At 40.0% G+C, this 12,392-nt stretch carries 7 protein-coding genes and 1 pseudogene; 5 read left to right on the forward strand and 3 right to left on the reverse strand.

Translation table 11 applies throughout. The features are described 5' to 3' along the window. The first annotated feature begins 1 nt into the window (after position 1). Positions 2-1,006 carry a tryptophan--tRNA ligase gene (trpS, locus tag LOC50_RS00890; protein ID WP_250653446.1) on the forward strand — a complete coding sequence of 335 codons (1,005 nt, stop codon included), beginning with the start codon at positions 2-4 and terminating at the stop codon, positions 1,004-1,006. Positions 1,007-1,061: 55 nt separating this feature from the next. Here the strand turns inward: trpS and LOC50_RS00895 are convergent, their stop codons facing one another. Continuing rightward, entirely contained in the window at positions 1,062-1,406 is a 345-nt protein-coding gene (locus tag LOC50_RS00895; RefSeq protein WP_248474016.1) for a hypothetical protein, read from the reverse strand. A gap of 557 nt (positions 1,407-1,963) precedes the next feature. Continuing rightward, on the reverse strand, positions 1,964-4,789 hold the full coding sequence (gene uvrA, locus LOC50_RS00900; RefSeq protein ID WP_250653447.1) for an excinuclease ABC subunit UvrA: 2,826 nt from the start codon (positions 4,787-4,789) through the stop codon (positions 1,964-1,966). Between the two features lie 163 nt (positions 4,790-4,952). Between uvrA and LOC50_RS00905 the strand changes: the two genes are divergently transcribed. The 3 genes from LOC50_RS00905 to LOC50_RS00915 all read left to right on the forward strand — a co-directional run bounded on the left by LOC50_RS00905 (position 4,953) and on the right by LOC50_RS00915 (position 9,055). Then, a complete protein-coding gene (locus LOC50_RS00905) occupies positions 4,953-6,320 on the forward strand; it encodes an MFS transporter (protein ID WP_036981115.1) in 1,368 nt (455 codons plus the stop codon). 20 nt (positions 6,321-6,340) lie between these two features. Further along, positions 6,341-7,030: a single-stranded DNA-binding protein gene (ssb, locus tag LOC50_RS00910; RefSeq protein ID WP_248532153.1), complete on the forward strand. Its 690-nt coding sequence runs from the start codon at positions 6,341-6,343 to the stop codon at positions 7,028-7,030. Between the two features lie 378 nt (positions 7,031-7,408). Beyond that, on the forward strand, positions 7,409-9,055 hold the full coding sequence (locus tag LOC50_RS00915) for an EAL domain-containing protein (protein ID WP_250653448.1): 1,647 nt from the start codon (positions 7,409-7,411) through the stop codon (positions 9,053-9,055). 29 nt (positions 9,056-9,084) lie between these two features. Here the strand turns inward: LOC50_RS00915 and LOC50_RS00920 are convergent, their stop codons facing one another. After that, positions 9,085-9,993 (reverse strand): 1-aminocyclopropane-1-carboxylate deaminase/D-cysteine desulfhydrase, encoded by a 909-nt coding sequence (locus LOC50_RS00920; protein ID WP_250653449.1) that lies wholly within the window; start codon positions 9,991-9,993, stop codon positions 9,085-9,087. A 337-nt stretch (positions 9,994-10,330) separates the two neighbouring features. Between LOC50_RS00920 and LOC50_RS00925 the strand changes: the two are divergent. Next, a pseudogene (locus LOC50_RS00925) lies at positions 10,331-12,266 on the forward strand (SUMF1/EgtB/PvdO family nonheme iron enzyme). Positions 12,267-12,392: the final 126 nt, after the last annotated feature.

Below are 12,392 nucleotides of genomic sequence, written 5' to 3' on the forward strand. Positions count from 1 at the left end.
CATGAGCAAACCAGTAGTATTAAGTGGCATGCAGCCAACCGGTGGTATGACAATAGGCAACTATGTTGGCGCTATTAACCAGTGGGTTAAGCTACAGGAAGAATATGATAGCTACTTTATGCTTGCAGACTTGCATGCAATTACCGTACGCCAAGACCCTGAATTATTGCGTGCTCGTGTACTCGATGGCGTTGCGTTATATACGGCATGCGGTATTAACCCAGAAAAAGCGGCGTTATTTGTACAGTCTCAGGTACCTGAGCATGCGCAACTTGGCTGGGTATTAAACTGTTATGCGCAAATGGGTGAGCTTAATCGCATGACCCAGTTTAAAGATAAGTCGGCAACGCATGCTAATAATATTAATGTGGGGTTATTTGCTTATCCAGCTTTGCAAGCGGCTGATATTTTACTGTACCAAGCAGACAAAGTACCTGTAGGTGAAGATCAAAAACAGCACCTTGAACTAACGCGTGATATTGCAACCCGCTTTAATAATGTTTACGGCGATATTTTTACGCTGCCAGAACCGTATATTCCAGAATTTGGTGCGCGAGTAATGAGCCTGCAAGATCCACTGAAGAAAATGTCTAAGTCAGATGAAAATCCAAATGGCTTTATTATGATGTTAGACGAGCCGAAAAAGATTGAGAAAAAGCTTAAAAAAGCAGTTACCGATTCTGACGAACATGCGCGTATTTACTTTGATCGCAAAGAAAAGCCAGGAGTATCTAATTTACTTACACTACTAAGTGTGGCAACTAAGCGCTCAATTGAAGAGTTAGTCCCTGAATACGAAGACAAAATGTATGGCCATTTGAAAAAAGACACCGCAGCAGCTGTTGTCAGCATGATTGAGCCAATTCAAACACGTTTTAAAGAAATTCGTGAAGATCAAACACTTCTTAATGACATCATGAGAGCAGGGGCTGAAAAAGCCGGCGCGCGTGCAGAAACTACATTAAAAGCAGTTTATGATGCGGTTGGGTTTATTCCACGCCCATAGGCTCGTTTATTTGCAGATACAAAAATGCCGCTAATTTAGCGGCATTTTTTGTATTTTAATGTTTTGTAGCAGAAATACCGGCAGACTCACAGGCTCTAACTATAAATTTATAACCGTAAGGCATGCTTTGATCAGGCGTTATTTCAATAATTTCGTAATCATTTAGTTCTATTGACTTACTCTCTGTTGATTTCTTACAGCGTGAATAACTGTCAGCTTCATAACTATAGGCAAACATGGCAATTAAGCGCTTACTATGTTCAAAGTAGCCTTTAGTATCTAAAAACTGCCTAACCGTTTGAGTGTTCTCATCTTCGCCTTCTAAGCGAATACCAAATGTTTTTGTCTGAGCGCCGTCATCGTCTGAAGAGGGAAGTTTTTTCTTTATTTGCTTACTCAACTTTTCTATGGCTTGCTCTTGTTCAGCGGGGGGTTATTTGCGAGCGATTGGCTATTTTCAAAGCTATTTACTATATCGTTTAATACTTTTTCAGGCGGTTTTTCATCAATAAATGCAATCAGACTTACAAACACTACCGTCGCTAAAAAAAGCGGGTTAATGCAGTTAGAAGTGGTGAGTAGCTTTGGCTAATAAACTTTATGCGATCAGATCCAAATGGCTTGATTAGTAATACTGGCATAAATACCAAAATAAGTGCTTTACCGGCGGGTGAATTCCAGAGCTGATTAAACTTAGGCCAAAATTCTATGATCAGCGCAATAATAGTAATAGTGGCACATAGCCACGTTAACTTAAAAATGGCTAGGTTTATAAACGCAAGCAGATAAAGTTTTTGCGCGGTGTTAAGGTTAAACCATATGCTTTTTATATGGCTAAGCAGTTTAACTTGGTGTGGTTGCCAGCTTTTTTGCTGTTGCTTAAACTGCTTATTAGCACGCCATTTTGCAATTTTAAATACCTTAACACCGACTTTCCTTATCTAAAGCGTATTACCGTTATTTATTTAATAACGGTTTTAAGTAGTGCCCAGTATGAGAGCGCTGGCATTCAGCCACTTCTTCAGGTGTACCTGCAATCAGTATTTCACCGCCGCCAGCACCACCTTCAGGGCCTAAATCAACGATCCAGTCGGCTGTTTTGATTACATCTAAATTGTGCTCAATCACTACAATGGTATTGCCATGATCGCGCAGACGATGCAGTACTACTAATAATTGCTCTATATCTGCAAAGTGCAGGCCTGTTGTTGGCTCATCTAATATGTATAGCGTTTTACCAGTATCACGCTTAGAAAGCTCACGTGCTAACTTAATTCGCTGTGCTTCACCACCAGAAAGTGTTGTAGCGGCTTGGCCTAAACGGATATAAGAAAGTCCAACATCCATCAGGGTTTTAAGTTTACGTGCAATAGCCGGTATTTTATCAAAGTAGTCATGGGCATCTTCAACGGTCATGTCGAGCACTTGGTTGATGTTTTTGCCTTTATATTGTACTTCTAAGGTTTCGCGATTATAACGTTTACCCTTACACACATCACACGGTACATAAACGTCGGGTAAAAAGTGCATTTCAACTTTAATAACGCCATCACCTTGGCATGCCTCACAACGCCCACCTTTAACATTAAAACTAAAGCGACCTACTTTGTAACCACGTGAACGGGCTTCTTGAGTACCTGCAAATAGCTCACGAATACCAGTGAAAATACCAGTATAAGTGGCAGGGTTTGAACGCGGTGTGCGGCCAATAGGACTTTGGTCAATATCAATTACTTTATCAAAGTGCTCAAGGCCTGCAATTGATTTGTAAGGTGCCGCTTCTGCGGTTGTGGCACCATTAAGCTCAGTGTGAGCGAGTTTAAATAAGGTATCGTTAATGAGTGTAGATTTACCCGAACCAGATACGCCGGTAATACAGGTCATTAAGCCAAAAGGTATTTTTAAATCAACATTTTTTAAGTTATTACCAGTAGCACCAAACAGTTCTAACCATTTCTCGTTAGTAGCATGGCGCTCTTTAGGTACTTCTATTTTACGCACGCCCGATAAAAACTGACCGGTAACCGAATCTTTGCTTGCTAAAATATCATCGCGTGTACCTTGAGCAATAACATGGCCGCCATGTACGCCAGCACCTGGGCCAATATCAATAATATGATCAGCGGCACGAATGGCGTCTTCATCGTGTTCTACAACAATAACGGTGTTACCTAAATCACGTAAATGAACTAAGGTTTTCAATAAACGGTCGTTATCACGTTGGTGCAAACCAATTGAAGGTTCATCCAGTACATACATAACACCCACTAACCCAGCACCAATTTGACTCGCTAAGCGAATACGTTGTGCCTCACCGCCTGAAAGTGTGTCGGCGCTGCGCTCAAGTGATAAGTAATTTAGACCTACATTTATTAAGAACGATAACCGGTCGCGAATTTCTTTTAGTATCTTCTCGGCGATTTGGCCTTTTTGCCCAGTTAAATGCAAACCTTCAAAAAAGCTCATCGCCTCACCAATACTCATATGCGTAATGGTTGGCAAGTTAGTTTGACCAATAAATACATTGCGTGCTTCTTGGCGAAGGCGCGAACCTTTACAACTAGGACACGCTTGACTAGTTTGATACTTAGCTAGCTCTTCACGCACAGAGTTTGATTCAGTTTCGCGGTAGCGGCGGTTCATATTATTTAACACGCCTTCAAATACATGATTACGTGTAATTAAATCACCGCGGTCATTACGGTAATTAAATGCAATTTTAGTATCACCCGAACCATCTAGAATAATTTTCTTATGTTCTTTTGCAAGCTCTTGATAAGGAACATCTAAATCAAAGTCGTAATGTTGTGCAACTGCTTGCAACATTTGATAGTAGTAAAAGCTGCGTTTATCCCAACCTTTAATTGCACCGCCAGCTAAGCTTATTTCAGGATTATGGACCACGCGATTAGGGTCAAAGTATTGTCTTACGCCTAAACCATCACAGCTTTGACAAGCCCCAGCAGGATTGTTGAACGAAAATAAACGCGGTTCAAGCTCAGTCATCGCATAGCCACAGGTTGGACAGGCAAAATTTGCTGAAAACAGCATTTCTTCAGCATTGCTATCGTCCATAAACGCAATGTTGGCAACGCCGCCTGACATTTCAAGTGCTGTTTCGAATGATTCCGCGAGACGTTGTTGCTGGCCGTCTTTGACTTTAAAGCGATCAACCACGACTTCAATTGTGTGCTTTTTATGTAGATCTAGTGATGGTGGATCAGATAGGTCGCACACTTCGCCATCAATACGTGCGCGAATGTAGCCTTGGCTTGCAAGCTGCTCTAATAGCTTTACATGTTCGCCTTTACGGTCTTTAACAACAGGCGCCAAGAGCATTAACTTTGTGCCTTCAGGCAGCGCCAGTGTGGTATCGACCATTTGGCTGATTGTTTGCGCCGCGAGCGGTAAATCATGAGTCGGACAGCGAGGTTCGCCAACGCGTGCAAACATCAAGCGTAAATAATCGTAGATTTCAGTAATAGTTCCCACGGTTGAACGTGGGTTATGCGAGGTTGATTTTTGTTCTATGGAAATAGCAGGAGAAAGGCCTTCAATATGATCTACATCGGGCTTTTCCATTAATGACAAAAACTGCCTTGCATAAGCAGAGAGTGATTCAACATACCGGCGTTGCCCTTCTGCATACAGCGTATCAAATGCAAGTGATGACTTACCTGAACCAGATAAGCCAGTAATAACAATTAGTTTATCACGTGGGATGGTTAGGCTGATGTCTTTTAAATTGTGCGTGCGGGCGCCTCGGACTTCAATGTTTTCCATGCTATCTCGTTTATTGCCAAAATTATTTGTTCAGTATCGCATAATACGCTGCAATATTAATCCTTGATCATCGAAAAAATCCTTAGTTATAGACGATTAATTATTGCCAAGCTTGTGATAGAATCCTTGCCTAATTTTTTAACACAGTAAGATCACGCAAATAATGACCGCATCTTCACTTAATTCACGAGAAAAACGCGCCGCCGTATCGTTAGCGAGTGTGTTTGCATTTAGAATGCTCGGCTTGTTTATGCTGATGCCTGTTTTAGCTATTTATGGTCAAGAGCTTGAAGGCTTTTCACCTATCTGGATTGGTTTTGCAATTGGTGCGTATGGTTTAACTCAGGCTGTATTACAAATCCCAATGGGGAGACTTTCCGATAAAATAGGTCGTAAAAAAGTCATAGTCGGTGGTTTGGCGGTGTTTGCTTTAGGTTCGGTAATTGCCGCTTTGGCAGAGTCTATTCAAATGGTGACGGTAGGGCGTGCGTTACAAGGCATGGGAGCTATCGCCAGCGCATTATTAGCGTTTGCATCAGATTTAAGCCGTGATGAACAGCGCCCCAAAGTGATGGCAGTGATCGGCATGAGCATCGGCATGAGCTTTGCGTTTGCGATGTTATTAGGGCCGATAGTGGCAGCTTCATGGGGCATTGCAGGCGTATTTTGGCTAACGGCTATTTTGGCTGTGTGTGGTATTTTTATAGTCACTATGCTCGTTCCCAGTGCAATAAATAAAGCCCCTAAAGGCGATACGCTTGCCAGTTTTAGTGACATCAAAAAATTGATTAAACACCCACAGCTGGCACGTTTAAATGTAGGCGTATTATTGCTGCATCTAACATTAACGACTATTTTTGTAGTATTACCAAGCCAATTAATTAAAGATGGCTTAGTGGCCGAAAACCATTGGCAGCTTTATATTCCGGTTTTATTTTTGGCGTTTTTTTTAATGGTGCCAGTAATGATAGTGGCAATTAAAAAAGAGAAAGAAAAACAAGCCTTTATTGGTTCTGTTATGGTTTTAATAGTCAGCATGTTAAGTATGTCTATGTGGGCAAACAGCGTTGTTGGTATTGCGGTTTGTATGCTGTTATATTTTGTTGCGTTTAACTTTTTAGAAGCCACTATGCCGGCTCTTGTGTCGCGTATTGCTCCAGCAAGCCAAAAAGGCTCAGCCATGGGGGGGTATTCATCGAGCCAGTTTTTAGGCGCTTTTTTAGGCGGCATGCTTGGCGGGTATGTAGCACAAACAACTAGTACGCAAGCTGTGTTTGCGGCGGCGGCACTTGTTGGGGTAATATGGCTTATTATAGCGTGGAAAATGCAAGTCCCACCGAAAAGCAAAGTTATTAGTTTAATGACCCAATTAGATTCTGAAGAGCAGGCACAAACACTGGCTTCTCAGTTAGTTGCTTTACCCGGCGTAATAGAAGCAACCGTAGTTCGCGATGAAAGTCGTAGCTACTTAAAGATTAATGATAAAGAATTTGACCTAGACCAAGCCCGAAGAGTGGCTGGTTTAATCTAACGTTTATAGGAGATGGTTCCATGGCACGCGGTGTGAACAAAGTAATTTTGGTTGGTAATTTAGGGCAAGATCCTGAAGTTCGTTACATGCCTAATGGTAATGGTGTAGCAAATATTACCTTAGCAACTTCAGATAGCTATAAAGATAAAAACACTGGCCAAATGGTTGATAAAACTGAGTGGCACCGTGTGGTATTTTTTGGCAAGTTAGCTGAAATTGTGGGTGAATACTGCCGCAAGGGATCACAAATTTACGTAGAAGGAAAACTTCAAACCCGTAAATGGACTGATCAACAAGGCCAAGAAAAATACACTACAGAAATCGTTGTTGATGGCTTTACGGGTCAAATGCAAATGCTAGGTGCACGCGGTGGCGACCAACAAGGTGGTGGTTATCAAGGTAACCAAGGTGGTCAACAAAGTAGTGGCTATCAAGGAAACCAAGGCGGGCAACAAAGCGGTGGTTATGGTCAAAATAACCAAGGCCAAAATAGCCAGCAAGGCAGTTATGCTCCACAGCAGCAATCTGCACCTGCTCAGCAGCAAAACAACCAATACCAGCCACAGCAGCAAGGTGGTTTTGCACCACAACAAAATAGTGCACCACAACAGCAAGGCGGGTTTGCACCTAAGCCACAAAATGCACCGCAAGGTGGCGCATCAAACCCTATGGAACCAACAATCGACTTTGATGACGATATCCCGTTCTGACCTAAGTTCTGACCTAAGACAAAAATAAAAATGTTGAAAAATCTTTTAGAAAGCCGCTATTAAGCGGCTTTTTTATTAAAAAAATGACCATATTTCATTTCTACAGTTTTTAAATCTGAATAAACACTTCCTAAAGTAAACATATGAATGTGTAAAAAGCACTGTGATACTGGTTTTTTATTTTTTAAGCCAAGCCCTCCTTTGTTCAAACTAATATATAAATAATGACAGCTGTTTAGTTAACTAATTAAAGGCTAAATATAATGTTTATAACATTAAGTACTAACTTTTAAACCTCTGCTAAACTTTTATTGTTGGCTTGTACAATTGCAAATAGTAGACAACACTTTAATAACTTATTTGATGTGCCGGTGGGTTATGAAAGCCAGTAAATTTCACTTTACCAATTATTCAAATGCTTTGTTTTATGCTCTGTGTATCGCCTTGCTAGTGATTATTAATAGCGGTTTAAGTTTGGTTTTACAGCATCAAAACGAGCAAGTTGGTTTAAAGCTAGCGAAGCAATTGCAACAGCCATTGGCCAATGAAAAACAACTTATTGCAAATACGCCTTTTACGCTCGCCCCTAATAAAAACTCTATTTATATAGAAAAACAAAAACATTATTTTAGCGCTAACTCAAAAGGAATTTTGCTCTACTCATGGCCAGTTTGGTATAGCTATAGCTATTTGTTTTTAATAATAAACGCGGTTCTTTTGCTCGCTATGCTTTGTATTCGACGTTTTAAAAAGCCTAAAACAATAAAAAACAGCACAACAACCTCTAAACGTCAGCAGCACTTTAATAATAAGAAAGTACGTTATGCACCCAAAGTGAGTTCTTTACAGCTCGCTCCAATAGCGACAACTAATGTGCAGGAAGCAATTAAATATAATGTATTTGCACTTATTCAGTGTGAATGTCATTTTGATGCAAACACTGACTTACAAGCGACTCTTAAAGTCTTATTGGCAAAAGACTTTATTAATACGACTGAAATATCGGTTAAGTTATTAACTGCAGGCAATTTCGCTTTTACTCTCACAGGGATTGATGCAATTGATAAACTCAATTGCGCTAAATATTTACATCAATGCATTGTAAGTGCCGCTCATGTATTGGCGCCAAGAACTGCACAGAGGCATGTAAAAGTAGGTTTATGTACTTATTATTCCGAGGCTGATCAGGTTATGGTGTATCAGTTGGCAAAGTCGGCACTTACTCTTTCGCAGCAAAATCGAGTTAAGCATTATCACCAATTAGCGTTAAATTATGGTCATGTCCAAAAGCTCGATAGACACTCAATATCACAACGAATTAAAAAGCAAAAGTTAGCTATTTTATTTCAACCAGTATACGAGCTCGATAGCGGCGCTATTATTAAGCATTACGTATCAATTAAAAGTAATGACAGGGGAAATAAACAATTACTTAATCAAGAAAGTATCAGTCAATTTTATAACGAAGGTGAGGCGCTATTGCACGATCAAGCGGTAGTTATGCAAATTAAAAAACTATTGCTTATAGATAAATCATCGTCAGTTATTAGTATTAAGTTACATCCTAAAAACTGGTTTAATAACGAGTTTTGGAGCTGGTTAACTGCTTATATCAATGGCTTAAAAAACCAACATACACTGCAATTTTCTATAAATGAATCAGAATTCTTAAATAATCAATTACGTTTGCAAGGCGCTTTTGCAGCAATAGCGGCACTAAACTGCAATATTGTAATTGATGATGTGAGAAGCAGTAAAAATATCTTTAAGTTTACGCTTAATAAACAAATATCAGGGCTTAACTTAGCTTCTGAACTTGTCCATGGGATAGAGCGCAGTAATTCACAACAAAAATACGTTAGGGGGATTGTGCATATGGGTAGATTATTGAGCTTATCAGTATTTGCACTTGATGTGGAGACGCCTCAGGAGCTACAACTTTTAAAAGTAATAGGCATTAGCGGCGCGCAAGGAGGATATTTTTCTAAATTGCTCCCCAATTATACTCAAGTCGCATTTCACTAATGCTAAGCAATTAACAAGTTAAATATACTCTACACTAATTTGCGATATTTTAGCCCTTCTAAACCTTGCAACCCACCAGTATGTATTGCAATAACTTTGCTGTTAGGGGCAAAGTAATCATTATTGATGAGCTGCCAAAGTGCGTACATCATTTTACCACTGTAAATAGGCTCCAAGGGTAATTGATGTTGCTGCTGCATGTGTTGGCAAAACTGCCATAACTCAGCTGTAAAACGACCATATCCACCACCGTGAAATTGCGTAAGTAGTTGCCAGTTATTTTGTGATTTTGCTTTAGGACTAAGAGCGCGTATTTCTTCCCGCAGGTAGTCGGCTTGCTTTAAAACAGCAATCCCTAGTAGGTTGATTTTATTTGAGCTGCCCTCTATCAATCCAGCCAAGGTGCCGCCACTGCCAGTTGGACAGATTAAGTAGTCGTGCTCAGGTAAACTATGGGCAAGCTCTTTACATCCCTCTATAGCAAACTCGTTAGTGCCTCCTTCAGCTAGAATGTATGCGTTTGGAAAGCGTGCCTGTAATGCGGCTAAATAGGCTTCATCATGTCGTTGTTTGTACTCTATACGATTGACGGCATGTAACTGCATACCACATTGCTGTGCAAATTTTAGAGTAGGATTATTTAGATCAAGCTGTGGGCCGCGCACAATTGCGTGGGTTGTTAAGTTAAACTCTTTACCAGCAGCGGCGCACGCATGAATATGATTTGAAAAAGCACCACCAAATGTAAGTAATTCAGATTTACCCAGTTGTTGCATACGAACTAAATTGTATTTGAGCTTTCGCCATTTATTACCACTGATAAGTGGATGCAATAAATCATCGCGCTTAATAGTTAAAGTTATTTTCTTGCCTGTTAATAATTCACTGGTAATTGTTTGTAAATAGCTATGTTCATTAATACTGAATGGTATTGGCATTATCACTCTTTTTCATTAGTTACATTATGAATGTGCTGTGTAATAGCGTTATTTTGACTCAGTTTTTATTACTTAAGCAAACTAAAAAATATGAATACGCGGCTAAATTGGCATCTTCTATAGCGTAAAATACAGATAAATCTCGGTGTTGTTAAATAAATTAGCTATTTAGTACAAATGAAACGGTTATTTACTGGCATGAAACGGGATAATAGTTGTAAACTGAGATAATAAATGAACAAAGCTTGTGTTTTGTGCTTCAAGTAAATAGCATAAGGTTATTATTATAAAAAATAATAATAACCAAATAATTGCCGCTTTTTTGGGACTGAAATATATGCGAATCGCCCCTTTATCTCTGTTAATTTATGCTAGCTTTTTTGCAAGCACAGTATTTGCACAAGATACAACTACTGTAAACAGAATTGAATCAGAGATTAATGCGAAACAAACAGAATACACTCGTTCAACGACGATGCTCGATAAATATTTAAAAGAAGAGAATCAACTTCAAACACAACTTGAATTGCTGAGAACGCGTTCCACACAGCTTGATAAAGAAAAAACCCAAGCGTTGGATGCGATGAATGATATGTATCGACGTTTCATTGATAATCCGTCGCTATACATTACCTCTGCACAATCGCGTTATCAAAAAGCCGTTGTTGATCAAAAACAAAATAAAAATGATATTTTTATGCAATTGGCGGCAATTGCATCCATCTAAAAGATATTGAGCAAGTTCGCGCTGATAAACATGCACTTCAAAACACGATTGAAAGCTTAAAAGTGCAATATATTACGGCGCGTGTAGAGCGATTACGCAATGAATTTACCCGAGAGGGTACGCTTGAAGTTGACCATACCATTAACTGTAAGCGCACTGAAGCACTGGCGGCAAGTGAGCAGAGCGGTCAGCAAATAGGACTGAAAAAGGCAACTAAACGTTTTTTAGATCAAATATTTGAAAATTATACAGAAAAACGTCTTGTTGAACCTAAGCGAGACATGGCTGAGGCACAAGCACAAATTTTAAGTAGTCACGTGATTAAGAGCGCATTTAGCGGGCAAGGTGATTACAACGCCAATTTAAGCGTTACTAAGCGCGAAACTAAGCGCGAAGATGTAAACAGCAGTCGTTTATGTCACTTACTTAGTGTGAATAATAGCTTTTGTTTAGAGTATGGTACCCCACTGGCAAATACTTATCAGCCAGCTTATAGTACTACTTTCTCTGATAGTCAGTTAACATTCAGCGATAATGGGGATAATAAATCTGCTGCCGTTGTCGCTAAAACAGTTAATAAAAAGCCTAAAGTGGTCGCTGAGAACAAGAAAGATAAATTAGTTCAGTTAACCTTACGCTCTAATTTACACGGCGATGCAGTATTTATTAATGATATTGAGTCGGTTCTACTCGTTTGGTGACGAACTTACCACGTGGTTTGCATAAATTAGAAATACGCAAAGAGGGTTACATCCCTTATAAAGCGCGAGCAAATAATACAAGCAGATTGCCCAAAAGGAGTGGAAGTTGATACACGCCTACCTATGGTGGACCCATCAGCAGTGATGATCCCCGTTGGCAAATTTAAAATGGGTGATATAAACGGCAATGGGCTTGAAAATGAACGCCCCGTGGTTGAAAAAACGATTAGTGAATCTTTTGCTACGCAGAGCAAAGAAGTGACTGTTGGCGCATTTGAAGCGTTTGTAAACGAAACGCAATATAAAACCGAAGCTGAAAAAGGCAAAGGTTGCGCATATTACCTCAACAGGCGAACCTGTTTGGGAAGAAAGCTTAAATTGGCGAGCTCCAGGATTTGAGCAAACCAATGAGTTTCCTGCTGTGTGTTTGACAAAAAAATGATGCTATTGTTTACGCTGAATGGTTTTTTGATAAAGCAGCGCAAACGTATCGTTTACCTACTGAGGTTGAGTGGGAATATGCGGTGCGTGCAGGCACTGAGACAGAGTACCCATGGGATAACGAAATTGGTAAAAATCTAGCTAACTGTGGTTGGTGTGGTAGCGAGTGGTCTAATAAACGCACGGCTCCGGTAGGGTCTTTTTCTGCAAATGCATTTGGCTTATGCGATACTGTAGGCAATGTATGGGAATGGACTAGTAGTACAGGGAATAAAAAAGATGCCGTTGTTCGCGAAGGTGCATGGAATTTTGCCCCAAGCCTTGCTCGTGCATCAACGCGTTTAATTTTAGCGCCAGATTTTAGAGCTAATTATATTGGCTTTCGCTTAATGAGCGAACGATAATATTTAATGGGGAAGCGACGCTTCCTCTTTTTAATGATTACAAAGACGGCTGCGCTTTACATTGCTCATTGTGTTGAGAATGTTAAAGTAAGCGCAACTACAACAAGAACGAATTTCAAAGGTCAT

The sequence above is a fragment of the Pseudoalteromonas sp. SCSIO 43095 genome (assembly GCF_023650455.1).
GTDB lineage: Bacteria > Pseudomonadota > Gammaproteobacteria > Enterobacterales > Alteromonadaceae > Pseudoalteromonas > Pseudoalteromonas tetraodonis.

Coding starts and splice junctions, on each gene's coding strand:
- trpS (WP_250653446.1), top strand. CDS start 2: ATGAGCAAACCAGTAGTATTAAGTGGCATGCAGCCAACCGGTGGTATG.
- uvrA (WP_250653447.1), bottom strand. CDS start 4,789: ATGGAAAACATTGAAGTCCGAGGCGCCCGCACGCACAATTTAAAAGAC.
- LOC50_RS00905 (WP_036981115.1), top strand. CDS start 4,953: ATGACCGCATCTTCACTTAATTCACGAGAAAAACGCGCCGCCGTATCG.
- ssb (WP_248532153.1), top strand. CDS start 6,341: ATGGCACGCGGTGTGAACAAAGTAATTTTGGTTGGTAATTTAGGGCAA.
- LOC50_RS00915 (WP_250653448.1), top strand. CDS start 7,409: ATGAAAGCCAGTAAATTTCACTTTACCAATTATTCAAATGCTTTGTTT.
- LOC50_RS00920 (WP_250653449.1), bottom strand. CDS start 9,993: ATGCCAATACCATTCAGTATTAATGAACATAGCTATTTACAAACAATT.